Origin of the sequence: Pseudomonas brenneri (assembly GCF_007858285.1) — a bacterium.
Classification (GTDB): Bacteria; Pseudomonadota; Gammaproteobacteria; order Pseudomonadales; family Pseudomonadaceae; genus Aquipseudomonas; species Aquipseudomonas brenneri.
On the sequence record NZ_VFIL01000002.1, the window covers coordinates 571548 to 594895 of the forward strand.

A 23348-nucleotide genomic window follows, 5' to 3' on the forward strand; every position below is an offset into this window, starting at 1 on the left:
AACTTGGCTTAATGGTCAAGTTTTATCAAGCCATTGAACTCGATAGCTAGCTTGCTAGTTATCGGATTTGCAGTAATAAAAGCGTAATAAAAAAGCCGCGCACTGGTTAACAGTGAGCGGCTTTTTCATATAAGGGCCGAAGCCCTAGATCATCGTTGCAATCTAACGGCGGATTACAGGATGTTCAGCGGGTATTGCGCGATCAGACGCAGTTCGTCGATCGACGGCGAGCCGTAGTACACACCATCACCGGAACGGTAGGTGGCTTGACGCAAGCGCAGGCTCAAGTCTTTGGCCGGACCTTCCTGGATGACGTACTTGGCTTCCAGGTCGCGTTCCCATTCTTTACCGTTGTTGGTGGTGGCGGTATTGGCGCCGCTACCTGTGACATAACGAGCCATGAAGCTCAGGCCTGGAATGCCGAAGGTGGCCATGTTGATGTCGTAACGCGCCTGGTACGACTTCTCGCCTTCGGCGTTGAAGTCGGAACGGGCGATGGAGTTGGCCAGGAATACTGTGCCGCCGCCGTCTACGCCGTAGCCATAATCACCGTCACCGGTAACCTTTTGTGCGGCCAGGGTGAAGGTGTGCGCACCGATAGTGTAGGCACCCTGCAAGCTGAAGGCGCGGTTGTCGAGCTTGGTGCTGCCGTCCTTGTAGGCACGTTGCTTGCCTTCGCCATCGCTCTTGGTGTCGTAGATGTTGAAGTCGAGAGCAAAGGATTGATCCTCGCTCAACGCGTGGGTCCAGTTGATGTTGTTGTAGATCTTACGGAAGAAATCTTCTGTTTTTGCGTAGTAGAGGCTAGCGGTCAGCTCTGGGGTGAAGGAGTAGACGCCACCTGCAAAGTCGGTTTTCGTCAGGCCCAGGCTGTCATGGTAAGTCTGGCTTTGTGAAACGCTCGACGTGAAGTGACCGCCTTCTAGTTTCAGTCCCTTGATCTCGTTGCTGGTCAGCGAGATGCCTTGTGGTAGTTCAGGCAGCAGGCGGCTGTCATCGGAAGCGAATACAGGCGCAGTGGTGTACTGGTCGCCGACTTTCAAGACGGTATCGGAGATACGGAACTTGATGGCACCGCCGCCCTTGGAGTACTGGTCCTGGGAGCGACCATCCGAACCCTGAGGAAACAGGCCGGTCCCCGCACGGCCTTTGCCACTGTCGAGCTTGACGCCCAGCAGGCCGATCACGTCAAAACCAACACCAACGGTGCCCTGGGTGTAGCCCGACTCAAACAGGGCGTTGAAGCCCAGGCCGGTTTCTTCGGCGCGACTTTTACGTTTGCCGTTGACGGTCTCGTAGCCGTCCAGTGGCTCGTTGCGGAAGTCCCGGCTGAAGTACAGGGCGCGAGTGTTGACGCCGAAAGTGCTGTCTTCGATAAGTCCCTTGGACTCGTCCTGAGAGGACGCCATTGCGAACTGCGAGGTGCCTGCTGAAACAGCGAGGGCGATCATGCTCCACTTCATCACGCGCATCGTGATTTGCTCCTTTGGTTTTAGGAAGAGTACTGCCGTCCCACCTGTATTTTTGTCTGGGAGGCTCTTTCTTTTTTGTGACAGCGCAAACTTATAGCACGCTGGCAATAATTGGCGATACGTACACATCTATCCTTTCAGCTTCTTTACGAGGCTGTCGTAAATTGCTAGATCCGTGTCGCAAATCTACAGTCTGTTTGTCACCAGACTGACAACTTCAATACTGTTTTTAATACCCTAGACAAGGGTGGAAAGTACCCCTGTTCAAAGTTTTAAAACTTCCTTTTTTTGTATTGACTCACTGTTCTTTTTATCGTGAAACACTGCCTTCCTGGCAGGTGTCGTTGTCGACGTTATGGGAGTGAATGCAACAAGCGTGCACAAACTGCCAGGCGAATGTCATTTTTTCGTGAAAAATGTGGTGAGTCTGTGAAAACCGCATAACCACGGGGCTTTTTCGTAGTTTTTTTTGGAATTCATGGCTCGGGTTGTGCGGGATTTCGAACGAGTAAAAGTGTGTTCCTGTCAGAAATGTTACCGGTTCACCCTTCGGAGTGAGTAATTGGCGGATAGCCCTTGCCCGGTGTGGGGCATAAAAGACCCATTTTGGTGCGTTCGCGCCCGGCGGTGTGATTGCCTGTTGGTGTCGCGCCGATTGCCCCGTGAAGCAGCCGCCATTCGCAGGTATGCTGGGCGCCTGAAACTGACTAGCCGAACGGAGTGACTGCGGTGTTCGCCTTGGATCCACGTCTGCAAAACGACACTTTGCCTATCGGGGATTTCCCCCTGTGCCGGCTGCTGCTGTCCAACGACTCTAACTACCTCTGGCTTATCCTGGTGCCGCGCATTGCCGGCATCAGCGAAGTGTTCCAGCTTGATGCGGATGACCAGTCCCGGTTGTGGCGCGAAACCACCACGTTGGCGCAGTTGCTCAATGACGGGTTCGGCGCCGATAAAATGAACATTGGCGCCCTGGGCAACGTGGTCAGCCAGTTGCACGTGCACGTGATTGTGCGCAAGCGCGACGATGTGGCCTGGCCTGCTCCGGTCTGGGGCAAGCACCCGGCGTTGCCTTATACCGACGATCAGGTCGCGGTGATTCGTACCCGCCTGCGCGAACTGTTGCCGCCCGACTTCATTTTTACCCAGGACTGAACCATGGACTTGCAAGATCGTGTGACGGACCTTGAGAGCCGCCTGGCTTTCCAGGACGACACCATCGAGACATTAAATGACATTCTGGTCGCCCAGCAGCGGGCGGTAGAGCGCCTGCAATTGCAGATGACAGCCTTGCTCAAGCGTCAGGAAGAGATGGGTGGGCAGTTCGAATCCTCCGAGGAAGAAGCACCACCGCCTCATTATTGAGTGTGCTGTAAAGCGCCTGGCAATAAAAAACCGCGATGCAGTATCAACTGCATCGCGGTTTTTTTTGCACCTGATCGGGGGTCAGCGACGCGGCAGGGCCGCGATCACGTCTTCAGCTTGCAGGCCTTTGTCACGGTTCATGACGGAGAATTCCACGCGCTGGCCTTCTACCAGGACGCGATGGCCTTCGCCGCGAATGGCCCGGAAGTGGACGAAGATATCATCGCCCGAATCTCGGGAAATAAAGCCGAAGCCTTTGGAGGTATTGAACCACTTGACGGTCCCGGTATCCCGGTTGGTCATGTCGTAGTTTTGCGAGGTGGCCGGAGCAGACGAACGGTAGAAGCTGATAGCCAGGTGAAGAACAATAGCGACCAGGGCAATCACCAGGCTGAGCAGGATGGCCGGATGGCCGCCGACTTCAGGCATGGGGGCCAGGAGGGTGAGGGTTTGTACGACGACAGTCAGCACCAGCAATGCGCTGACCAGGTTTTGCAGTTGATGGCGTGTGCCTTTGTTCCAGTAAGGAATGACTGGCGCCAGCGTCAGGTTGAGAAGGCCGAACAGAGCCAGGTACAGCGCGTCGTGTTGTTGCAGGTACGGCAGGCTTTCTGGTTGCAGGCTCGGGATAAAGGACAGCAGCAAAGCTGCAGCGCCCGTTAGCAGGTGGACGATTTTCAACATTTTGATTAACTCACGTTAAGACGGATCACAAGGAAGAGCTGATTGGCACGGTTCGCTTCTGAACAATGGGAGGCGTTGGGCACGTGCGCGGGTATTCAGCCTATGCCGCTTGCCGCAGGAAATAGCGGTGGCGACACGCTGCCTATTTAACAGCAAAGCCTGTGCCTTCTCAAATCAAGCGTTTCAAGGCGTTGCGAAGATCATGGCATTTCTGCGCTAAACCCTTGTCCTAGACAGGTGCGGGTGTTTTTCGCCGCGCCAGGCCTTGTCGCGCGCGCTGCCAAGGGGCGATTTGCCGCAGGCCGCCTGTGGCGCCAGGGCTGCGCAAGGCGAGCACTCTTGCTAGAGTGGGTAAGCACCTGATCAATGAATTTTCATCAATTGAAGGGAATAAACATGGCAATCGATATCGGTATCAGCGAAGAAGATCGTAAATCCATTGTTGACGGACTTTCACGGCTGCTTTCAGATACCTATGTACTTTATCTGAAAACCCATAACTTTCATTGGAACGTCACGGGGCCGCAGTTTCGTACATTGCACTTGATGTTTGAAGAGCAATATAACGAACTGGCGCTGGCAGTTGACTCCATTGCCGAACGTATTCGAGCCCTGGGTTTTCCTGCCCCGGGTGCTTACTCTATCTATGCCCGTCTGTCTTCTATCAAGGAAGAGGAAGGCGTACCCAGTGCTGAAAACATGATCAAGCAACTTGTCGATGGGCAGGAAGCTGTTACCCGCACGGCACGCGGAATCTTCCCGTTGCTCGATAAAGTCAGTGATGAGCCGACGGCGGACTTGCTGACCCAGCGCATGCAAATTCACGAAAAAACTGCCTGGATGCTGCGCTCACTGCTCGAAGGCAAGTAAATGTCGTGAGCCAGTGACGCCAGGCAGGCGTCACTGGCTTCACCTGATTCCTTCCGGTTACATACGTTGGCTTGTCCTACGAACAGTGACTCTCTGTCTTCTGGCTGCACTTGCCTGCTTGCTGTTTTATAGGCCCAACGGCCAATAACAGCCGTTTGTTCAAGAGCCGTTTGGCAAGGGAGTGTCAAGTGTATGTCGCGTAGTATGGGTAAAGGTGCGCTGGAAACTTCCGGCTTCTACAAGATAAAGATCGATCCCTTCGTCAAAGGATTCGATATGGCGTTGGCGCGGCCATTGTCGCGTTCGGTCCGGTTGAATGGTTTTTCGACATGCCTGCGGCTTGAAGAAGTCTATTGGAACATTCTGGGTGAAATAGCCAGGATCAATACGTGTTCGGTCAGTGCACTGCTGTCTTACGTGGATCGCGAAGTGCATTTGCGTTATGGCGGGGTGAAGAATTTCAGCGGCCTGGTCAGGGTGGTGTGTGTGGTTCATGCGTTGAAAGGGCAGGCGGCAACGGCACATCAGGCCGGCCTTGTGTAGCCGGGGTGCCCTTGATTGGAGGGGCGCGGGTGTCTCTATAGAGTGCGCTGTACGTTGCCACGGCTGCACAGCCTCGATTTAACGGATATAATCTCGCCCTTTGCTGCGCATACCGGCTGGTACGGGGCGCAGCGCAGCAGTGACGTGATCGCCGAGACATCCCATGCCCATGTACGATTATCAATGCGCTTCCTGTGGTCATCAGTTGGAAGCCATTCAAAAGATCAGCGACGCGCCGTTGGTCGATTGCCCTGCTTGCCGGGCACCCGAGCTGAAAAAGATGTTGTCCATGCCGGGCTTTCGCCTGAGCGGTAGCGGCTGGTACGAGACCGACTTCAAGACCGGCTCGAAGAAGAACCTGGCCGGCGGCGACAAAGCAGACTGAGTTGAACTCTACGCGCGAGCTCCTGCATTATCCGTGGCCTGACTTACAAGGTGCGGTGATCGAGCAGGCACTCCACCGAATTTCGAATTACGAGAAGTGAAACCACTACCATGATGCGCAGCCACTATTGCGGCCAACTGAACGAGACCCTGGAAGGTCAGGAAATTACCCTTTGCGGATGGGTTCACCGTCGTCGCGACCATGGCGGGGTGATTTTCCTCGATATCCGTGATCGTGACGGTCTGGCCCAAGTGGTATTCGACCCGGATCGTGCCGAGAGCTTCGCCGCCGCCGATCGCGTGCGCAGCGAGTACGTGGTGAAAATCACCGGCAAGGTTCGCCTGCGTCCGGCCGGTGCCACCAACGCCAACATGGCGTCGGGCATGATCGAAGTCCTGGGCTACGAGCTGGAAGTGCTGAACGAGTCGGAAACCCCGCCGTTCCCACTCAACGAGTTCTCCGACGTTGGCGAAGAAACCCGCCTGCGTTATCGCTTCCTCGACCTGCGTCGCCCGGAAATGGCCGAGAAGCTGCGTCTGCGTTCGCGCATGACCACCAGCATCCGTCGTTTCCTCGACGAGAACGGCTTCCTCGACGTAGAAACGCCGATCCTGACCCGGGCCACCCCGGAAGGTGCGCGTGACTACCTGGTGCCAAGCCGTACCCACGCCGGTAGCTTCTTTGCCCTGCCGCAATCGCCGCAGCTGTTCAAGCAACTGCTGATGGTCGCCGGTTTTGACCGTTACTATCAGATCGCCAAGTGCTTCCGTGACGAAGACCTGCGCGCCGATCGCCAGCCGGAATTCACCCAGATCGACATCGAGACCAGCTTCCTCGATGAAAAAGAGATCATGGGCCTGACCGAAGAAATGATCCGCAACCTGTTCAAGGAAGTGCTGGGCCTGGAATTCGGCGAGTTCCCGCACATGACCTTCGAAGAGGCCATGCGCCGCTACGGTTCCGACAAGCCAGACCTGCGTAACCCGCTGGAACTGGTCGACGTTGCCGACCAGCTCACGGAAGTCGACTTCAAGGTGTTCAGCGGCCCGGCCAACGACCCGAAATGCCGCATCGCCGCACTGCGTGTGCCAGGCGGGGCGAGCATGCCGCGCAAGCAGATCGACGACTACACCAAGTTCGTCGGCATCTACGGCGCCAAGGGCCTGGCTTACATCAAGGTCAACGAGCGCGCGAATGGCGTTGATGGTCTGCAATCGCCGATCGTCAAGAACATCCCTGAGGACAAGCTCAATGTGATCCTCGATCGCGTGGGTGCAGTTGACGGCGATATCGTGTTCTTCGGTGCCGACAAGGCCAAGATCGTCAGTGAAGCCTTGGGTGCATTGCGCATCAAGCTCGGTCACGACTTGAAACTGCTGACGTGTGAGTGGGCACCGATGTGGGTCGTCGACTTCCCGATGTTCGAAGAGAACGACGACGGTAGCTTCAGCGCCTTGCACCACCCGTTCACCGCGCCCAAGTGCACACCGCAAGAGCTGGAAGCCAATCCGGCTGGCGCTCTGTCCCGCGCCTACGACATGGTGCTCAACGGCACTGAGCTGGGGGGCGGTTCGATCCGTATCCACCGCAAAGAAATGCAACAGTCGGTCTTCCGCCTGTTGGGTATCAACGAAGCGGAACAGGAAGAGAAGTTCGGCTTCCTGCTCGACGCCCTGAAATATGGCGCTCCACCCCACGGTGGCCTGGCCTTCGGCCTTGACCGCCTGGTGATGCTGATGACCGGCGCGCAGTCGATCCGTGAAGTGATTGCCTTCCCGAAAACCCAGAGTGCTGCGGACGTCATGACCCAGGCTCCAGGTGTGGTGGATGCCAAGGCACTGCGCGAGCTGCACATCCGTCTGCGCGAGGCGCCGAAGGCTGAGTAAGGCTGCGGCGTGAAAGCGCGATAAGGTTGTACGCAGTCAAAAAGGCGCATCTTCGGATGCGCCTTTGCGTTTAAAAGAGGGAAATCTCGCCTGGGGCGGGATTGAAAGGTTTCTAGAGAATTTCGGAGTTGTGTTATGGCTGGCCATTCCAAGTGGGCGAACATCAAGCACCGCAAAGAGCGTCAGGATGCCAAGAAAGGCAAGATCTTCACCAAGTGGATTCGCGAACTGACCGTCGCTGCCCGCCAGGGCGGCGGTGATCCAGGCTCCAACCCACGCCTGCGCCTGGCGCTGGACAAGGCCCTGGGCGCCAACATGAGCCGCGACATCATCGACCGCGCCGTGGCCCGTGGTGCCGGTGCGGCCGATACCGACGACATGGTCGAGCTGACCTACGAAGGCTACGGCCCGGGCGGCGTCGCGGTGATGGTCGAATGCATGACCGACAACCGCAACCGCACCGCGGCGGCTGTACGCCATGCGTTCAGCAAGTGCGGCGGCAACCTGGGCACGGATGGTTCGGTGGCCTATCTGTTCGAGCGCAAGGGGCAGATTACCTTTGCGCCGGGTACGGATGAAGACGCGCTGATGGAAGCCGCGATGGAGGCGGATGCCGACGACGTGGTGACCAACGAAGACGGTTCCATCGACGTATTCACCTCGTTCGCCGGCTTCTATGCGGTGCGTAACGCCTTGGAAGCCGCAGACTTCAAAGGCACCGATGCGGAAATCGTCATGCTGCCGACCACCAGCGCCGAGCTGGACCTGGATGGTGCGCAGAAAGTGCTGAAGATGCTGGATATGCTTGAAGACCTGGATGATGTGCAGAACGTCTACTCCAACGCCGACATCCCGGAATCCGTCGCCGAACAGCTAACTTAAGCGCGATGAAAATCTAATGTGGGAGCTGGCTTGCCTGCGATAGCGGTTTATCAGATACAGAATTTCTGACTGAAACACCGCTACCGCGGGCAAGCCCGCTCCCACATTGGATCTATATGTACCCATAAACCTGCAGGCGTTATGACTTTAATCCTAGGTATCGACCCCGGTTCGCGCATCACCGGCTTTGGCGTGGTGCAGCACACTCCGCGTGGCTGCATCTACGTTGCCTCGGGGTGTATCCGTACCGGTGCTGGCGAGTTGGCCGAGCGCTTGCAGATCGTCTATCGCGGTGTGCGTGAAGTGATCCAGACCTACGGGCCGGTGACCATGGGCATTGAAAAGGTCTTCATGGCCAAAAACGCCGACTCGGCCCTGAAGCTGGGCCAGGCCCGAGGCGCTGCAATTGTTGCCGGCGCGGAGGAGGGCATGGAAATAGCCGAATACACCGCAACCCAGGTCAAGCAGGCCGTGGTCGGCACCGGTGCGGCCAATAAGGAGCAGGTGCAGATGATGGTCATGCATATGCTCAAGCTCACCTCAAAGCCACAGATCGACGCCTCTGACGCCCTGGCTATCGCCATTTGCCATGCGCACACCCGTTCCAGCCTGTTGCCCCATGGCCTTGGCACGGCACGCAGTCGTGGCGGGCGCCTGCGTCTCTGATAGCATCAGCGCAATCGTTATTTCCGGTCAGGCCTCGATCTGACCTCAAGCTTTAAGGATCTGAACCGTGATTGGACGCTTGCGCGGCACCCTGGCTGAGAAACAGCCGCCGCACCTGATTCTGGATGTAAATGGGCTGGGGTATGAGCTGGAAGTGCCCATGACCACCCTGTACCGCCTACCGTCGGTCGGTGAGCCGATAACCCTGCACACCCATCTGGTGGTGCGCGAAGACGCGCAACTACTCTATGGTTTCATCGGCAAGCGCGATCGCGACTTCTTTCGCGAGCTGATCCGCCTTAATGGTGTCGGCCCGAAATTGGCCCTGGCATTGATGTCGAGCCTGGAAGTGGATGAGTTGGTACGTGCCGTTTCCGCCCAGGACACCTCCGCATTGACCAAGGTGCCGGGTGTGGGCAAGAAAACCGCCGAGCGCCTGCTGGTGGAACTCAAGGACCGCTTTAAAGCCTGGGAAGTGGTGCCGAGCATGTTTGCCCTGGTGCCAAACCAGCCGGATATGCCGGCGGCCCAGGTTGCCAGTGCTGAAAGCGACGCCGTCAATGCGCTGATCTCCCTGGGCTACAAGCCCCAGGAAGCCAGCAAGGCAGTGTCAGCCATCAAGGACAAGAACCTGAGTGCCGAAGACATGATCCGCCGAGCCCTGAAGGGAATGATTTAAGTGATTGAAGCTGATCGTCTGATTGCCGCCACTGGCCCTCGTGACCGTGAAGAAGTCCAGGACCGGGCCATCCGCCCCGTCAGCCTTGCCGACTATATTGGCCAGCCGACCGTGCGCGAGCAGATGGAGTTGTTCATCCAGGCCGCACGCGGGCGCAGCGAGTCCCTGGATCACACGCTGATCTTTGGTCCACCGGGCCTGGGTAAGACCACCCTGGCCATGATCATCGCCCAGGAAATGGGGGTGTCGATCAAGTCTACGTCTGGTCCTGTATTGGAGCGCCCGGGGGATTTGGCGGCACTGCTGACCAATCTTGAGCCTCATGATGTGCTGTTCATCGACGAAATCCACCGGTTATCGCCCATCGTCGAAGAAGTGTTGTACCCGGCCATGGAAGACTTCCAGCTGGATATCATGATTGGCGAAGGGCCGGCTGCGCGCTCGATCAAGCTCGACCTGCCGCCGTTTACCCTGGTGGGCGCTACTACGCGCGCTGGGATGCTGACTAACCCGTTGCGAGACCGTTTCGGCATTGTTCAACGTCTAGAGTTCTACAGCACTGTGGATCTGGCGACGATTGTCAGCCGTTCGGCCGGGATTCTCGGTTTGCCGCTGGACCCGGAAGGTGCCTATGAGATTGCCCGCCGGGCTCGTGGCACGCCACGTATTGCCAACCGCTTGCTGCGGCGGGTGCGTGACTTTGCGCAAGTACGCGCCAAGGGCCATATCACCAAGGCCGTGGCCGACCTGGCACTGAACCTGCTGGATGTCGATGAACATGGTTTCGACCATCAAGACCGGCGCCTGCTGCTGACCATGATCGAGAAGTTCGATGGTGGGCCGGTGGGCGTGGACAGCCTGGCTGCTGCCATCAGTGAAGAGCGTCATACCATCGAGGATGTGCTGGAGCCGTACCTGATTCAACAGGGTTACATCATGCGTACACCGAGGGGCCGTGTGGTCACGCGCCATGCGTATTTGCACTTCGGGTTAAACATTCCGTCACGATTGGGGGAGATGCCTGTGGTAGACGAATTCCTCGATGCAGTGGACGATTAAAAAGGCATGGCGAGTCGATTTATTCGACGTTTGTGCTGTCCTAGTGGCTGGCGTCGTCATTCTTTCGTTAGAAATGTTGCAGAGAATGAAAAACAGTTGCCTGGCCGGATTGGCAACCTGAGGAGTAAGCACTAGAGTATGCGCGCGCAAAACGGGGATCAGTCGTTCGCACATCGCTGTCGCGTTTATTACGAGGACACCGATGCGGGCGGCATCGTGTATTACGTCAACTACCTGAAATTCATGGAGCGGGCTCGAACCGAGCGGCTGCGGGAGCTGGGCTTTGCCCAATCCCAGCTTGCAGGGGAGGACCTGTTATTTGTCGTGCATTCCAGCGAGGCCCGTTACCACGCGCCGGCGCGACTGGACGATGAATTGCTGGTCAGCGCAGAAGTAATCGAATTGAACCGTGTCAGCCTGCGCTTTAAACAGCAGGTCAGGCGGGCAACGGATGCAACGCTGCTCTGTGAGGGGCAGTTCCTGGTGGCGTGTGTGCGCACCAATAGTTTGAAACCCCGGGCCATTCCCGAAGCTTTACGTGCGGCCTTTGCCGGCGTGAGCGGCGCCGGTAAACAATCAGAGCAGGAGATTTAGCGTGGAACCTACCGTCGTCGACCATTCCTCCATGTGGAGCCTGGTCAGCAATGCCAGTGTCGTGGTTCAACTGGTGATGCTGACCCTGGTAGCCGCATCGGTTACCTCATGGGTCATGATTTTTCAGCGCAGCAACCTGCTGCGCGCCGGTCGACGTGCCCTGGAGAGCTTCGAAGAGCGCTTCTGGTCGGGTATCGACCTGTCCAAACTATATCGCCAGGCAGGCAGCAACCCGGACCCGGATTCGGGCGTCGAGCAGATCTTCCGCGCCGGCTTCAAGGAGTTCTCCCGCCTGCGCCAGCAGTCCGGCGTTGACCCGGAAGCGGTCATGGAAGGTGTGGCCCGTGCGATGCGCGTAGCGATCTCCCGTGAGGAAGAAAAGCTCGAACAGAGCCTGCCGTTCCTCGCCACCGTCGGTTCGGTCAGCCCGTATATCGGCTTGTTCGGTACCGTCTGGGGCATCATGAACTCCTTCCGTGGCCTGGCAACGGCCCAGCAAGCGACCCTGGCCACCGTGGCCCCGGGTATCGCCGAAGCGCTGATCGCCACTGCCATCGGCCTGTTCGCTGCAATCCCCGCAGTAATTGCCTACAACCGTTTCGCTGCAACCAGCGAGACTTTGATCGGCCGTTACTACACCTTCGCCGATGAATTCCAGGCGATCCTGCACCGTAAAGTGCACACCAGCGAAGAATAAGCAGGTAATTCCCAATGGCTTTAATCGCTCGAGCTCGCAAAAAGCGCAAGCCGGTCGCCGAGATGAACGTAGTGCCTTACATCGACGTGATGTTGGTGCTGCTGGTGATCTTCATGGTGACCGCGCCGATGCTCAATCAGGGTGTGAAGGTTGATCTGCCCAAGGTTTCCAGCGAAGCCTTGCCGCAGGACAACAACACCCAGGTCCTGACCATTTCGATCAAGGCTGACAAGACCTACTACTGGAACCTTGGCAGCGAAGTCGACACCCAGAAGCAACAGGACAAGGCCATGACCTTGCCGCAGATGACTGACGCCGTGACCAAGATCATCCGCGCCGGCAACGAAGGCGGCAAGCACACCCAGGTGTTCATTCGTGGCGACAAGGTTGTCGATTACGGATCCGTCATGGGTGCCATGGGCGGGCTGCAGAAGGCCGGGGTCGGTAATGTTGGCTTGATTACCGAGGCGCCCTGATGCAGCAACAGCGAGAGCCGTCCGCCTCGGAAAGCTACTTCTGGCCTAGCGTCTGGGCAATTGCCCTGCACGTTCTGGTGTTTGGCATGCTGTTTGTCAGCTTTGCCATGACCCCTGAGCTGCCGCCAGCCAAGCCGATCGTGCAGGCGACCCTGTATCAGCTGAAATCGAAAAGTCAGGCCACCACCCAGACCAATCAGAAGATTGCGGGTGAGGCCCAGAAGTCGGCTGCGCGCCAGACTGAAGTCGAACAGATGGAACAGAAGAAGGTCGAGCAGGAAGCGGTGAAGGCTGCTGCGGAACAAAAGAAAGAAGAGGCGGCTCAAAAGGCCGAGGAATCGAAAAAGGCTGACGAAACCAAGAAGGCTGACGAGGCGAAAAAGGCTGATGAAGCCAAGAAAGCCGAGAAAGCTGCCGAAGCGAAAAAAGCCGAAGAGAAACAATTGGCTGATATAGCCAAGAAGAAGTCTGAAGAAGAAGCCAAGAAAGCAGCTGAAGAAGAGGCCAAGAAAAAGGCCGCTGAAGAAGCCAAGAAAAAGATAGTCGAAGACGCGAAGAAGAAAGCCGCCGAAGACGCCAAGAAAAAATCCGAAGCAGACGAGGCGAAGAAAAAAGTCGCCGACGACGCGAAGAAGAAAGCTGCCGCCGATGCCTCGAAGAAAAAGGCCCAGGAAGCAGCGCGCAAATCCGCCGAAGAGAAAAAGGCCCAGGCCCTGGCAGATTTGCTTTCCGACACGCCGCAACGTCAGCAGGCCCTGGCCGATGAACGTGGTGACGAAGTCGCGGGCAGTTTCGACGATCTGATTCGCGCGCGCGCAGCAGAAGGCTGGACTCGTCCACCTTCGGCACGCAAAGGCATGACAGTGGTACTGCAGATCGGCATGTTGCCGGACGGTACGGTGACTTCGGTCAGTGTGGCCAAGTCCAGTGGCGACGGTTCGTTCGACAGTTCAGCGGTTGCAGCGGTCAAGAACATTGGCCGGTTGACCGAGATGCAGGGAATGAAACCAAGCGACTTCGCTCCCTATCGTTCATTCAAGATGACATTCACACCTGAGGATCTAGCCTTGTGAGAAACCTTCTTCGAGGAATGCTTGTCGTTATTTGCTGCATGGCAGGGATAGCGGCGGCGGATGAAAAGAACATCCTGGTAACCAGCGGTAGCGATCGGGCCACCCCGATTGCAGTAGTACCGTTTGGCTGGCAGGGCGGCAGCGTGCTGCCGGACGATATGGCGGAAATCATCGGTAATGACCTGCGCAACTCGGGTTACTACGCGCCAATCCCGAAACAGAACATGATCAGCCAGCCGACCACCGGCAGCGAAGTGATCTACCGTGACTGGAAAGCCCTCGGCGCCCAGTACCTGATGGTAGGCAGCATCGTGCCAGCGGGCGGTCGCCTGCAGGTGCAATACGCCCTGTTCAACGTGGCCACCGAGCAGCAAGTGCTGACCGGCAGCGTGTCGGGCAGCGTCGACCAACTGCGAGACATGGCGCACTACATCGCCGACCAGTCGTTCGAAAAACTGGTGGGTATCAAAGGTGCGTTCTCTACCCGCATGCTGTACGTGACGGCTGAGCGTTTCTCGGTGAACAACACGCGCTACACCCTGCAACGTTCGGACTACGACGGTGCTCGTGCAGTGACCCTGTTGCAGTCGCGCGAGCCGATCCTGTCGCCGCGTTTTGCGCCCGATGGCAAGCGTATCGCCTACGTGTCGTTTGAGCAGAAGCGCCCGCGCATCTTCGTTCAGCACATCGATACCGGTCGCCGTGAGCAGATCACCAACTTCGAAGGCCTGAACGGTGCGCCTGCCTGGTCGCCGGATGGCAATCGCCTGGCATTTGTACTGTCCAAGGACGGTAACCCGGATATCTACGTGATGAACCTCGGTTCGCGCCAGATCACCCGTGTCACTTCCGGCCCTGGCATCAACACCGAACCGTTCTGGGGCAAGGATGGTTCGACCATCTACTTCACGTCAGACCGTGGCGGCAAACCGCAGATCTATAAGAGCAGTGTTGGCGGTGGTGGTGCAGAACGTGTGACCTTTATCGGCAACTACAACGCCAATCCGAAGCTTTCGGCCGATGAAAAGACCCTGGTAATGATCCATCGCCAGGATGGTTTCACTAATTTCAAGGTGGCGGCCCAGGATTTGCAGCGCGGAAGCGTAAAAATCCTCACAGATAGCACTCTTGATGAGTCGCCTACTGTTGCGCCCAACGGCACCATGGTAATCTACGCCACCCGCCAGCAGGGCCGGGGAGTCTTGATGCTCGTGTCCATTAATGGACGCGTAAGGCTCCCGCTTCCTACCGCACAAGGCGAAGTCAGAGAACCGTCCTGGTCCCCTTACCTGAACTGACGCGGCGCTACAAAAAGAAGTACTTAACACACTGGGGTTCATTAGGAGTTTCACGATGGAAATGCTGAAGTTTGGTAAGTTTGCTGCTCTGGCTCTGGCTCTGTCCGTAGCCGTTGGTTGCTCGTCTAAAGGCGGCGACAATGCCGGTGAAGGCGCAGCTGTTGATCCAAACGCTGGTTACGGCGCCAACACTGGTGCAGTTGACGGCTCCCTGAGCGAAGAAGCTGCTCTGCGCGCGATCACCACTTTCTACTTCGAATACGACAGTTCGGACCTGAAGCCAGAAGCCATGCGTGCTCTGGACGTTCACGCGAAAGACCTGAAAGGTAACGGCGCTCGCGTTGTACTGGAAGGCAACACCGACGAACGTGGTACTCGTGAGTACAACATGGCACTGGGCGAGCGTCGTGCGAAAGCCGTTCAGCGCTACCTGGTACTGCAAGGCGTTTCCCCAGCTCAGCTGGAACTGGTTTCCTACGGTGAAGAGCGTCCAGTTGCTACCGGCAACGACGAGCAATCCTGGGCTCAAAACCGTCGCGTCGAACTGCGTAAGTAATTCGTCATGCGAATGTGCCGTCGTGTTGTAACCGTATTGGCTCTCAGCCTCGCACCGCTTGTGGTGTGGGCTGCGGTTCCCGTGGAAGATAGCAACTCTGGCTATAACAATAGTGGGAGCAGCTATCCACCTGCAGGTTATGGCACGAACGGCGCCTATGCGGGAGGAGCGGCCACGGCCGCTCCTTCGGCACAGGGCGAACTGTTCAACCAACTGCAACGCATGCAGGATCAATTGGCGCAGCAACAAGGCACCATTGAAGTTCTGCAGAATGAGGTGCGTCAGCTCAAGCAAGAAGGCCTGGAGCGTTACCAGGATCTTGACCGACGTATAGGAGCCGGTGTTACACCTGCCGCTACTCCTGATAATTCTTCTGCCGGTGGCGCTGCAAGCGCCGCCGGTGGTGCAGCCGCGGCTCCGGCAGCGAGCAGCGAACCGGGTGATCCGGCGAAGGAAAAGCTGTATTACGATGCAGCCTTCGACCTGATCAAGGCCAAGGATTTCGACAAGGCCAGCAAGGCGTTCACCGCTTTCCTGGGTCGTTATCCAAACAGCCAGTACGCTGGGAATGCCCAGTACTGGCTGGGTGAGGTCAACCTGGCCAAGGGTGATGTGCAAGGTGCAGGCCAGGCATTTGCCAAGGTCAGCCAACTTTACCCCAAGCATGCCAAAGTGCCTGATTCGCTGTACAAGCTGGCTGATGTAGAGCGCCGCCTGGGTCATACCGACAAGGTCAAAGGCATTCTGCAGCAGGTAGTGGCCCAATATCCGGGTACATCTGCCGCCCAGTTGGCCCAGCGCGATTTGCAGCGTTTGTAAGCACTGCTGTCCCGCTTGGAAGAAACCCGCGCCTGTCGCGGGTTTTTTCGTTAGAATCCACGCCCTTTTATGAAATACGCTTCTTGGGGTTCACGCTTTGCCGGGATCCCATGAAGTGCCTGACGGAGGCGGACAGCCTGTTTAGCTGTTACGCCCGTGGCGACTATGCAAGACACATTACGCATCACCGAAGTTTTTTACTCGTTACAGGGTGAAACGCGCACTGCCGGCCTGCCCACAGTATTTGTGCGCCTCACCGGCTGCCCGTTGCGCTGCCAGTACTGTGACAGCGCCTACGCCTTCAGTGGCGGCACCATCCGCACCCTCGACGACATCCTGGAGCAGGTTGCAGGCTTTCGGCCGCGCTACGTCTGTGTGACGGGTGGCGAGCCCCTGGCCCAGCCCAATGCCATTCCTTTGCTCAAGCAGCTGTGTGATGCCGGTTACGAGGTGTCACTGGAAACCAGTGGTGCCCTGGACATTTCAGCGGTCGACCCTCGCGTCAGTCGAGTGGTTGACCTGAAGACCCCGGACTCCAAGGAAGCGCATCGCAACCGTTATGAAAACATCGACCTGCTGACCGCCAACGATCAGGTCAAGTTTGTCATTTGCTCGCGGGACGACTATGACTGGGCCAACTCCAAGCTGATCCAATACGGCCTGGACCGGCGCGCCGGCGAGGTGCTGTTTTCCCCCAGCCACCATGACTTGAACGCTCGCGACCTCGCTGATTGGGTGGTCGCCGACAACCTGCCGGTGCGCCTGCAATTGCAGCTGCATAAATACCTTTGGAACGACGAGCCAGGACGCTGAAATGACTGAACAAACCACTGATCAAAAACGTGCCGTAATCCTGCTGTCTGGCGGCCTCGACTCCGCCACCGTGGTCGCCATGGCCCGCGCCGAGGGTTACAGCTGCTACACCATGAGCTTCGATTACGGCCAGCGCTCCCATGCCGAGCTGGACGCCGCCGCCCGTGTTGCCCGCGACCTCGGTGTGGTGGAGCACAAGGTGATCGGCCTGAACCTCAATGGCATTGGCGGCTCGGCCTTGACCGACAGCACCATCGACGTGCCTGAGGCGCCGACTGAGGGCATCCCGGTCACTTATGTGCCGGCCCGTAACACCGTGTTCCTCTCGCTGGCCCTGGGCTGGGCAGAGGTGCTCGACGCCCGCGACATCTTTATCGGCGTCAACGCCGTGGACTACTCCGGCTACCCGGACTGTCGCCCAGAGTTCGTCGAGTCGTTCGAGCGCATGGCCAACCTGGCGACCAAGGCCGGCGTAGAAGGGCGTGGCTTCCGTATCCAGGCGCCCCTGCAAAACCTGAGCAAGGCCGATATCGTCAAGGCGGGTGTAAGGCTTGGTGTCGATTACTCGCTGACTGTGTCCTGCTACCAGGCAGACAATGACGGTCGTGCTTGTAGGAAATGTGACAGCTGCCGCCTGCGTGCAGAAGGCTTCCAAGCGGCCGGAATTACTGACCCAACGCGTTATTTCTGATTTATTTAAAATAAGGTGTTGAATAATCCTTAGAAATCAGTATTATACGCGCCACCACACAGCGGGTCGTTAGCTCAGTTGGTAGAGCAGTTGGCTTTTAACCAATTGGTCGTAGGTTCGAATCCCACACGACCCACCATTTTTGGCGGTTTAGAAAATCCGGAAGGCCCACGCAAGTGAGGATTTCCGGGTTTTTTTTTGCCTTGTGCCAAGACAAGCCAGGCGTTCATCGATTCAGGCCCCTGGCTCAGTTTCCTCGGCTGAGCCCTCTGCAAGCCTCTGAGTTCTATTGTTGCTCAGCCTTGGCGTGCCCATTCATCCACGGGCTGTAGTCCACAAACACATAGCCTGTCGGCAGGCCCTGAGGGTGGCTGTCAAACCCCGGCATTTGTCGCAGGTCCAGCAGTTTGCACTGCGTGACGAGACGTTGCTGCAGCGCGCTATCCACCTTGAAGCCTTGTAGTCGATACGGGCTTTGATTCAGGTTGACCATGCACTCACTGACTTTGCCTTGTGCATCGGCGATGAAGTGGAAGCTGGCTACGCCGATACTGTCGATGGCATGTCCGGCAAACAGTTGCTCACGGAAGAAGCGGATCTGCTTATAGAAATCGATGCGGGCCGTATGCTTTTGTTGCTCCTCCTCCGACATGCCGAGCAGAGGGGTGAATACCATGGGCGCGACAATCACCTGAGTGTCCTTGGCATCGGCGAAGACCTTGGGTGAGACCTCGGGAAACAGGGTGGTCCAACACAGGTCAGTCACCAGTTTGCCCAGCTTGGCCTGGCGCAGGTTGTTCAGGTCTTGGTTGGGTAGCAGGGTTCCGCGTTTGGTCGAGCAATCCACTACATGGTTCTGCGCGTCGACGGTCATGATCATATTCATCACGCCTGTCAGTTCTTGCTCATTGGCAGCTAGGGCATAGCTGCGCAGTATCATTTGGAAAGTGGTGACGAATTTTTCATCCTTTTGTTGCATTTGTGCTGCCGCCAAGGCCGCTGCCTGTTCGGGCGTGTGACTCTGGCAGCCGGACAGTGAAAGTAGGCTTGCACCGAACAATGCCAGAAGCCAGCGGGACGAAGAAGACGTGTTGAATTCCATTTCTTGGGGCTCGTACACAAATAGACTGGGGAAATGTAGACGGGAACCATTCTCACCCATCAAGCGCTAAAGTGCGATTCGAAATAACAAAAACCGTGGCGCTGGAGTGTTTGGTTGTAACGACTGACGGTTGATTCTGCCTATGTTTGATCTATAGATCTTCTTTGTCTATATTTGAGTCTATAGATTCATTATGAGGTGGCAACTATGAGCCTAGCCCTCCAAGCGCAACCCTTCACTCGGGAACAATGTGTCGCCGGACTACGGGCGGCCGTGGGCATCCTGGAAAAGTGGCAGGCCAGCAGCGACCAGGCCTGCCGCATCCTGCGTATCTCGCGCAGTACCTACACCCGCGCCCGGCAGCGTGATGCCGCATGGTCCGTCAGCCTGGACTTCGATCAGATGCAGCGCATCAGCTTCGTGCTCAATATCCACGCCACGCTGCGCATGGTGTTCGATAACCCCGAGAACGTGTATGGCTTCCCCGCAATGGCCAACGACAACAGCTTTTTCAACGGGCGCTCGCCCCTGGAGATCATGGCTCAGGGCGATATGATTTCGCTGTACGAAACCTTCCGCCGCATCGATGTGCTGCGTGGCGCGCAATGGTGACGCTGAACCAGCTGGGTGAGTTGCCGGGGGGCCAGTTGCAGGCCTATCGCCTGGTCAATTCAAAATTCCCGCCGATTGCATTGTTTGACGATGTGGCGGATGCCGACGAGTTTGAGGCGCTCTATCAGATCCAGGCCCTGACCAACCCGCGATTGGGCAATGAGGTCGGCCGGATTGAGCTGATACCCCGTAGGGAAATCCCGTTCGGGATTGTGGGATGTTCCTACGCAATTGCGCCGTTCACCCACGTCAATCCTGCCGGGTCGCGTTTCAGCGCTGGTGATTTTGGCGTCCTGTACCTGGCTGCGACGATAGAAACGGCACTGGCAGAGGTGCGTCATCACCAGAACCAGTATTGGTCCGGGGTCCATGGCCTGAACTATGAGCGTTTTGTCTTTCGCGGGCTGTCGTGCACCTTTGCCGGTGATTCGATGAAGGATGCGACGTCGGTGCCGATCAGCGACCCGATCTACGATCCCGACGACTACAACGACTCCCATCGTTTGGGCAGCGCACTGAAGAAGGCCGGCTGCCCGGGCCTTCGTTATCTGTCAGTGCGTGCAGAGGGCAACCACTGCTGGGCGTTGCTGACACCTAGGCCGGTGTCGTCGATTGTCCAGGCCTCTCATTACGAGATGGTCTGGAATGGGCAGATCACCAGTGTCAGCAAGATCAGCGAAGCCTGATGCACAGGGTCAGATCTGCCCGCGCACCAGGATCGACTCATCGATCTGCGCAATCGAGGTAACCCCGGTGAGGGTCATGGCCACGCGCATTTCCTTGGCAAAGATATCCAGCAGGTTTTCCACGCCACGCTGCCCATCAGCGGCCAGGGCGTAGGCGGGCGCGCGCCCCAGTAACACGCCACGGGCGCCGAGGGCGAGCATGCGTACCACGTCCAGCCCGGAACGAACCCCCGAGTCCACCAGCACCGTGAGATCACAGCCAACCGCCTGGGCGATCTCAGGCAGTGCCTTGGCGGTGGACAGCACGCCATCAAGCTGGCGGCCGCCGTGGTTGGACACGACGATGCCGTCAGCGCCGAAGCTCACGGCATCCTTGGCGTCCTGTGGGTCGAGGATGCCCTTGATGATCATTGGGCCCTTCCAGAACTCACGGATCCACTCCAGGTCTTTCCAACTGATGGAGGGGTCGAAGTTGGTGGCCAGCCAGCCGATGTAATCTTCAAGGTGGGTCGGTTTGCCCAGGTATTTGGAGATGTTGCCCAAGTCATGAGGGCGGCCCATCAGCCCCACATCAAACGCCCAGGCCGGCTTGGTCACGGCCTGCAACATGCGTCGCTGGGCGGCGTACGGGCCGGACATCCCGGAGTGGGCATCACGGTAGCGGGCGCCGGGGGTTGGCATGTCGACGGTGAAGACCAGGGTTTTCACTCCGGCGGCTTGCGCGCGCTCCAGGGCGTTTTTCATGAAGCCGCGGTCTTTCAACACATAGAGTTGAAACCAGATCGATTGCGCGGTCTGCGACGCAACTTCCTCGATCGGGCAAACGGAAACGGTCGACAGGCAAAAAGGCACACCTTTATTGGTCGCGGCGTTGGCCACCTGGACTTCCCCGCGTCGGGCAAACATGCCGGTCAGGCCCACCGGACTCATGACCACCGGCATCGCCAGCGGTTGGTCGAACAAGGTGGTTTCCAGGCTCAGGCTCTCGACGTTACGCAGCACACGCTGGCGCAGGCTGATGTCTGCCAGGTCCGAACTGTTGGCCTTGAGGGTGTGCTCGGCGTACGCGCCACCGTCAATGTAGTCGAACAGGAAGCGCGGCAGTTTGCGGCGTGCGGCTTCGCGGTAATCCGATGCGGACGAAATGATCATGAACAGTGAGGCCCCGGAATAAAGAAAACGGTGGGTGGAGGATAGCCAAAGGCTTTTCATGGTAAAAACAACTTTTACAACTTCATTCAAGTCGAAAATGGAATAGTCATGAACCTGCGAACGCTGCGAGCCTTTGTCGAAGTGGTGCGCCAAGGCAGTTTCTCACAAGCGGCCGAGATGGTTTCGCTCACGCAATCGAGTGTCAGCAAAGCGGTCAAGACGCTGGAGGAGGAGTTGGGCACGCCGTTGTTCAGCCGTATCGGCCATAAGAGCGAACTGACAGCCGCCGGTGAGATTGCCTACCGCCGCGCCCTGGTGTTGCTCGCCGAGCGCAACGACTTGGTGGCCGAGATCAATGACCTGTTGGGGCTCAAGCGTGGCGTGTTGCGCATCGGCTTGCCGCCGGTGGGCAGTGGTGAGTTATTTGCCGCGATGTTTGCGGTGTATCGCCAGCGTTACCCACAGATCGAGATCGAGCTGATCGAGCATGGCAGCAAGAAGCTGGGCGAGTGCCTGCAAGCGGGGGAGGTGGACGTGGCTGCCCTGCTGGTGCCGGTGGAGGGCGAGTTTGAGTATCAGGACGTGCGGGTCGAGCCGTTGATGGTTGTCCTGCCCAGCAGCCATCCATTGGCGGGACGCAAGAGTGTGGATTTTTCCGACTTGTCCGACTCACCCTTCATACTGTTCGAGGCCGGGTTTGCCCTGAACCGCATCATTCTTTGCGCCTGCGAGCGTCGGGGCGTCTCGCCGAAGGTTTCCGTGCGCAGCGCCCAGATCGACTTTATTGTCGACCTGGTCGGCGCGGGCCTGGGTGTCGCCTTCCTGCCGCGCATGCTGGCTTACAAGCACCTGCATCCCGGCATTGCGTTGATTGCGTTGGATGAGCCCCAGACTGACTGGCATATTGCCCTGACCTGGCGGCGTAATGCTCACTTGCCACCAGCCGCGCGGGCCTGGTTGGACCTGGCCAGGGAAATGGGTAATGTCCCTGCGCCATTTTAGGCTTTTGAATCCAATCGATATTCTGTAGCCTTGCGCAGCTTCACCCGTGCTTGATGAACACAATCACTTCGTCCGGCGGCGCCCGAAGGGCTCCAGAGCCGGTGGTATACTCGACTTTCGCGCAACTGCGCCTGCAGGTCTTGCGAACATGACGCAAATTTCCGAACGCCTTCTGGTCCAAGCCCACCTCGATGCCAAGCAACCCAAGGTGCTCAGTGCCGAGGAAGAGGCAAGCTTACGTTCTGCCATCGCTGCCGAGCTCAAGGCTCAAGATGCGGTGCTGGTGGCGCATTTCTACTGCGACCCGGTGATTCAGGCCCTGGCCGAAGAAACCGGTGGCTGTGTTTCCGACTCCCTGGAAATGGCCCGCTTCGGCGCCGCACACCCGGCCAAGACCGTGCTGGTCGCCGGTGTGCGCTTCATGGGCGAGACGGCGAAAATCCTCACCCCCGAAAAACGTATCCTGATGCCAACCCTGGAAGCCACGTGCTCCCTGGACCTGGGTTGCCCGGTGGAAGAGTTTTCGGCGTTCTGCGACCAGCATCCGGAGCGCACCGTGGTGGTCTACGCCAACACTTCGGCGGCGGTCAAAGCGCGCGCGGATTGGGTGGTGACTTCCAGTTGCGCCCTGGAAATCGTCGAAAGCCTGATGGATAACGGCGAAACCATCATCTGGGGCCCGGACAAGCACCTGGGTACCTATATCCAGCGTCAGACCGGGGCCGACATGCTGCTGTGGGACGGTGCCTGCATCGTCCACGAAGAGTTCAAGTCCAAGCAATTGGAAGACATGAAGGCGTTGTACCCGGATGCAGCGATCCTGGTGCACCCGGAATCACCGACCTCGGTGATCGAGTTGGCCGATGCCGTGGGCTCCACCAGCCAGTTGATTGCGGCGGCGCAGCGTTTGCCGAACAAGACGTTCATCGTCGCCACTGACCGCGGCATTTTCTACAAGATGCAGCAGCTGTGCCCGGACAAGGTCTTTGTCGAGGCGCCAACCGCCGGTAACGGCGCGGCATGCCGCAGTTGCGCGCACTGCCCGTGGATGGCGATGAATACCCTGGAGCGCACGCTGCAATGCCTGCGTGAAGGCAGCAACGAGATCTTCGTCGAGCCTTCGCTGATTCCCCATGCGGTACGCCCGCTCAAGCGCATGCTGGACTTTACCCAGGCGGCCCGTCTGAAGTTGGCCGGCAACGCCTGATCCATGCCTGCCACGATCAAACTGTAGGAGCTGGCTTGCCTGCGATAGCATCACCTCGGTCTGACTGATACACCGAGGC

General features: G+C 57.8%; 27 protein-coding genes and 1 tRNA gene. 24 read left to right on the forward strand and 4 right to left on the reverse strand.

The genetic code is table 11. The annotated features are described in order from the left end of the window. Nucleotides 1-173: 173 nt before the first annotated feature. The gene (locus FJD34_RS05880; protein WP_090291835.1) at nucleotides 174-1472 is read right to left on the reverse strand and encodes an OprD family porin; all 1299 of its coding nucleotides are present in this window, start codon (nucleotides 1470-1472) and stop codon (nucleotides 174-176) included. Nucleotides 1473-2201: 729 nt separating this feature from the next. On the opposite strand from FJD34_RS05880, the gene FJD34_RS05885 reads away from it, so the two are divergent. After that, entirely contained in the window at nucleotides 2202-2627 is a 426-nt protein-coding gene (locus FJD34_RS05885) for an HIT domain-containing protein (RefSeq protein WP_032862485.1), read from the forward strand. A 3-nt stretch (nucleotides 2628-2630) separates the two neighbouring features. Beyond that, nucleotides 2631-2837 (forward strand): SlyX family protein, encoded by a 207-nt coding sequence (locus FJD34_RS05890; protein ID WP_010169958.1) that lies wholly within the window; start codon nucleotides 2631-2633, stop codon nucleotides 2835-2837. 81 nt (nucleotides 2838-2918) lie between these two features. On the opposite strand, the gene FJD34_RS28665 is transcribed toward FJD34_RS05890, so the two are convergent. Continuing rightward, the gene (locus tag FJD34_RS28665; RefSeq protein ID WP_032862487.1) at nucleotides 2919-3521 is read right to left on the reverse strand and encodes a cold-shock protein; all 603 of its coding nucleotides are present in this window, start codon (nucleotides 3519-3521) and stop codon (nucleotides 2919-2921) included. Nucleotides 3522-3917: 396 nt separating this feature from the next. On the opposite strand from FJD34_RS28665, the gene FJD34_RS05900 reads away from it, so the two are divergent. The 18 genes from FJD34_RS05900 to FJD34_RS05985 all read left to right on the forward strand — a co-directional run bounded on the left by FJD34_RS05900 (nucleotide 3918) and on the right by FJD34_RS05985 (nucleotide 17647). After that, nucleotides 3918-4391: a Dps family protein gene (locus FJD34_RS05900; RefSeq protein WP_029300319.1), complete on the forward strand. Its 474-nt coding sequence runs from the start codon at nucleotides 3918-3920 to the stop codon at nucleotides 4389-4391. A 192-nt stretch (nucleotides 4392-4583) separates the two neighbouring features. Then, a complete protein-coding gene (locus FJD34_RS05905; protein ID WP_032862489.1) occupies nucleotides 4584-4934 on the forward strand; it encodes a ribbon-helix-helix domain-containing protein in 351 nt (116 codons plus the stop codon). A gap of 163 nt (nucleotides 4935-5097) precedes the next feature. Then, on the forward strand, nucleotides 5098-5319 hold the full coding sequence (locus tag FJD34_RS05910; RefSeq protein ID WP_032862490.1) for an FmdB family zinc ribbon protein: 222 nt from the start codon (nucleotides 5098-5100) through the stop codon (nucleotides 5317-5319). A gap of 110 nt (nucleotides 5320-5429) precedes the next feature. Next, a complete protein-coding gene (gene aspS, locus FJD34_RS05915) occupies nucleotides 5430-7205 on the forward strand; it encodes an aspartate--tRNA ligase (protein WP_032862492.1) in 1776 nt (591 codons plus the stop codon). Nucleotides 7206-7340: 135 nt separating this feature from the next. Continuing rightward, entirely contained in the window at nucleotides 7341-8087 is a 747-nt protein-coding gene (locus FJD34_RS05920; protein WP_032862493.1) for a YebC/PmpR family DNA-binding transcriptional regulator, read from the forward strand. A gap of 141 nt (nucleotides 8088-8228) precedes the next feature. Next, nucleotides 8229-8753, forward strand: a complete 525-nt coding sequence (gene ruvC / locus FJD34_RS05925; RefSeq protein ID WP_032862494.1) for a crossover junction endodeoxyribonuclease RuvC — start codon at nucleotides 8229-8231, stop codon at nucleotides 8751-8753. Between the two features lie 67 nt (nucleotides 8754-8820). After that, on the forward strand, nucleotides 8821-9432 hold the full coding sequence (ruvA, locus tag FJD34_RS05930) for a Holliday junction branch migration protein RuvA (protein ID WP_003193868.1): 612 nt from the start codon (nucleotides 8821-8823) through the stop codon (nucleotides 9430-9432). Continuing rightward, nucleotides 9433-10491: a Holliday junction branch migration DNA helicase RuvB gene (gene ruvB / locus FJD34_RS05935; protein ID WP_032862495.1), complete on the forward strand. Its 1059-nt coding sequence runs from the start codon at nucleotides 9433-9435 to the stop codon at nucleotides 10489-10491. It begins immediately after the preceding gene. Between the two features lie 138 nt (nucleotides 10492-10629). Beyond that, a complete protein-coding gene (gene ybgC / locus FJD34_RS05940) occupies nucleotides 10630-11085 on the forward strand; it encodes a tol-pal system-associated acyl-CoA thioesterase (RefSeq protein ID WP_029300306.1) in 456 nt (151 codons plus the stop codon). A gap of 1 nt (nucleotide 11086) precedes the next feature. Then, a complete protein-coding gene (tolQ, locus tag FJD34_RS05945; RefSeq protein ID WP_029300305.1) occupies nucleotides 11087-11782 on the forward strand; it encodes a protein TolQ in 696 nt (231 codons plus the stop codon). A gap of 23 nt (nucleotides 11783-11805) precedes the next feature. Further along, nucleotides 11806-12258 carry a protein TolR gene (tolR, locus tag FJD34_RS05950; RefSeq protein ID WP_161635741.1) on the forward strand — a complete coding sequence of 151 codons (453 nt, stop codon included), beginning with the start codon at nucleotides 11806-11808 and terminating at the stop codon, nucleotides 12256-12258. Next, nucleotides 12258-13331, forward strand: coding sequence for a cell envelope integrity protein TolA (gene tolA / locus FJD34_RS05955; protein WP_032862500.1), 1074 nt, complete (start codon nucleotides 12258-12260; stop codon nucleotides 13329-13331). The genes tolR and tolA overlap by 1 nt, the downstream gene beginning before the upstream one ends. Before the next feature lie 17 nt (nucleotides 13332-13348). Beyond that, entirely contained in the window at nucleotides 13349-14629 is a 1281-nt protein-coding gene (gene tolB / locus FJD34_RS05960) for a Tol-Pal system beta propeller repeat protein TolB (RefSeq protein ID WP_174553290.1), read from the forward strand. A 55-nt stretch (nucleotides 14630-14684) separates the two neighbouring features. After that, the gene (gene pal, locus FJD34_RS05965; RefSeq protein WP_029300299.1) at nucleotides 14685-15185 is read left to right on the forward strand and encodes a peptidoglycan-associated lipoprotein Pal; all 501 of its coding nucleotides are present in this window, start codon (nucleotides 14685-14687) and stop codon (nucleotides 15183-15185) included. 6 nt (nucleotides 15186-15191) lie between these two features. Then, nucleotides 15192-16004 carry a tol-pal system protein YbgF gene (ybgF, locus tag FJD34_RS05970; protein WP_090291832.1) on the forward strand — a complete coding sequence of 271 codons (813 nt, stop codon included), beginning with the start codon at nucleotides 15192-15194 and terminating at the stop codon, nucleotides 16002-16004. A gap of 165 nt (nucleotides 16005-16169) precedes the next feature. After that, nucleotides 16170-16817 carry a 7-carboxy-7-deazaguanine synthase QueE gene (queE, locus tag FJD34_RS05975; RefSeq protein WP_032862505.1) on the forward strand — a complete coding sequence of 216 codons (648 nt, stop codon included), beginning with the start codon at nucleotides 16170-16172 and terminating at the stop codon, nucleotides 16815-16817. 1 nt (nucleotide 16818) lies between these two features. Then, entirely contained in the window at nucleotides 16819-17508 is a 690-nt protein-coding gene (queC, locus tag FJD34_RS05980) for a 7-cyano-7-deazaguanine synthase QueC (protein WP_032862506.1), read from the forward strand. Nucleotides 17509-17571: 63 nt separating this feature from the next. Further along, nucleotides 17572-17647 (forward strand) — tRNA-Lys (locus FJD34_RS05985). Between the two features lie 147 nt (nucleotides 17648-17794). On the opposite strand, the gene FJD34_RS05990 is transcribed toward FJD34_RS05985, so the two are convergent. Then, nucleotides 17795-18394 (reverse strand): hypothetical protein, encoded by a 600-nt coding sequence (locus FJD34_RS05990; RefSeq protein ID WP_146552184.1) that lies wholly within the window; start codon nucleotides 18392-18394, stop codon nucleotides 17795-17797. Nucleotides 18395-18817: 423 nt separating this feature from the next. Here FJD34_RS05990 and FJD34_RS05995 point away from each other — a divergent pair, with 423 nt between their 5' ends. Beyond that, on the forward strand, nucleotides 18818-19222 hold the full coding sequence (locus tag FJD34_RS05995) for an antitoxin Xre-like helix-turn-helix domain-containing protein (RefSeq protein ID WP_032862508.1): 405 nt from the start codon (nucleotides 18818-18820) through the stop codon (nucleotides 19220-19222). Beyond that, nucleotides 19216-19908, forward strand: a complete 693-nt coding sequence (locus FJD34_RS06000) for an RES family NAD+ phosphorylase (protein WP_032862509.1) — start codon at nucleotides 19216-19218, stop codon at nucleotides 19906-19908. The genes FJD34_RS05995 and FJD34_RS06000 overlap by 7 nt, the downstream gene beginning before the upstream one ends. Before the next feature lie 9 nt (nucleotides 19909-19917). Here FJD34_RS06000 and lldD read toward each other — a convergent pair whose 3' ends face one another. Continuing rightward, complete coding sequence (gene lldD, locus FJD34_RS06005) at nucleotides 19918-21060, reverse strand: FMN-dependent L-lactate dehydrogenase LldD (RefSeq protein ID WP_090293195.1); 1143 nt, start codon at nucleotides 21058-21060, stop codon at nucleotides 19918-19920. A 108-nt stretch (nucleotides 21061-21168) separates the two neighbouring features. Here lldD and FJD34_RS06010 point away from each other — a divergent pair, with 108 nt between their 5' ends. Then, on the forward strand, nucleotides 21169-22062 hold the full coding sequence (locus FJD34_RS06010; RefSeq protein WP_032862510.1) for a LysR family transcriptional regulator: 894 nt from the start codon (nucleotides 21169-21171) through the stop codon (nucleotides 22060-22062). 148 nt (nucleotides 22063-22210) lie between these two features. Next, the gene (gene nadA / locus FJD34_RS06015) at nucleotides 22211-23269 is read left to right on the forward strand and encodes a quinolinate synthase NadA (protein ID WP_065944006.1); all 1059 of its coding nucleotides are present in this window, start codon (nucleotides 22211-22213) and stop codon (nucleotides 23267-23269) included. Nucleotides 23270-23348: the final 79 nt, after the last annotated feature.

Bases quoted from the DNA above. Each gene is read 5' to 3' on its own strand.
- FJD34_RS05920 (WP_032862493.1), top strand. From the start codon at position 7,341: ATGGCTGGCCATTCCAAGTGGGCGAACATCAAGCACCGCAAAGAGCGT.
- queC (WP_032862506.1), top strand. From the start codon at position 16,819: ATGACTGAACAAACCACTGATCAAAAACGTGCCGTAATCCTGCTGTCT.
- FJD34_RS06000 (WP_032862509.1), top strand. From the start codon at position 19,216: ATGGTGACGCTGAACCAGCTGGGTGAGTTGCCGGGGGGCCAGTTGCAG.
- tolB (WP_174553290.1), top strand. From the start codon at position 13,349: ATGCTTGTCGTTATTTGCTGCATGGCAGGGATAGCGGCGGCGGATGAA.
- FJD34_RS05880 (WP_090291835.1), bottom strand. From the start codon at position 1,472: ATGCGCGTGATGAAGTGGAGCATGATCGCCCTCGCTGTTTCAGCAGGC.
- queE (WP_032862505.1), top strand. From the start codon at position 16,170: ATGCAAGACACATTACGCATCACCGAAGTTTTTTACTCGTTACAGGGT.
- nadA (WP_065944006.1), top strand. From the start codon at position 22,211: ATGACGCAAATTTCCGAACGCCTTCTGGTCCAAGCCCACCTCGATGCC.
- pal (WP_029300299.1), top strand. From the start codon at position 14,685: ATGGAAATGCTGAAGTTTGGTAAGTTTGCTGCTCTGGCTCTGGCTCTG.
- FJD34_RS05890 (WP_010169958.1), top strand. From the start codon at position 2,631: ATGGACTTGCAAGATCGTGTGACGGACCTTGAGAGCCGCCTGGCTTTC.
- FJD34_RS05990 (WP_146552184.1), bottom strand. From the start codon at position 18,394: ATGAATATGATCATGACCGTCGACGCGCAGAACCATGTAGTGGATTGC.
- FJD34_RS06010 (WP_032862510.1), top strand. From the start codon at position 21,169: ATGAACCTGCGAACGCTGCGAGCCTTTGTCGAAGTGGTGCGCCAAGGC.
- ybgC (WP_029300306.1), top strand. From the start codon at position 10,630: ATGCGCGCGCAAAACGGGGATCAGTCGTTCGCACATCGCTGTCGCGTT.
- FJD34_RS05910 (WP_032862490.1), top strand. From the start codon at position 5,098: ATGCCCATGTACGATTATCAATGCGCTTCCTGTGGTCATCAGTTGGAA.
- FJD34_RS28665 (WP_032862487.1), bottom strand. From the start codon at position 3,521: ATGTTGAAAATCGTCCACCTGCTAACGGGCGCTGCAGCTTTGCTGCTG.
- aspS (WP_032862492.1), top strand. From the start codon at position 5,430: ATGATGCGCAGCCACTATTGCGGCCAACTGAACGAGACCCTGGAAGGT.
- tolA (WP_032862500.1), top strand. From the start codon at position 12,258: ATGCAGCAACAGCGAGAGCCGTCCGCCTCGGAAAGCTACTTCTGGCCT.
- FJD34_RS05905 (WP_032862489.1), top strand. From the start codon at position 4,584: ATGTCGCGTAGTATGGGTAAAGGTGCGCTGGAAACTTCCGGCTTCTAC.
- ruvC (WP_032862494.1), top strand. From the start codon at position 8,229: ATGACTTTAATCCTAGGTATCGACCCCGGTTCGCGCATCACCGGCTTT.
- FJD34_RS05900 (WP_029300319.1), top strand. From the start codon at position 3,918: ATGGCAATCGATATCGGTATCAGCGAAGAAGATCGTAAATCCATTGTT.
- lldD (WP_090293195.1), bottom strand. From the start codon at position 21,060: ATGATCATTTCGTCCGCATCGGATTACCGCGAAGCCGCACGCCGCAAA.
- ybgF (WP_090291832.1), top strand. From the start codon at position 15,192: ATGCGAATGTGCCGTCGTGTTGTAACCGTATTGGCTCTCAGCCTCGCA.
- FJD34_RS05995 (WP_032862508.1), top strand. From the start codon at position 18,818: ATGAGCCTAGCCCTCCAAGCGCAACCCTTCACTCGGGAACAATGTGTC.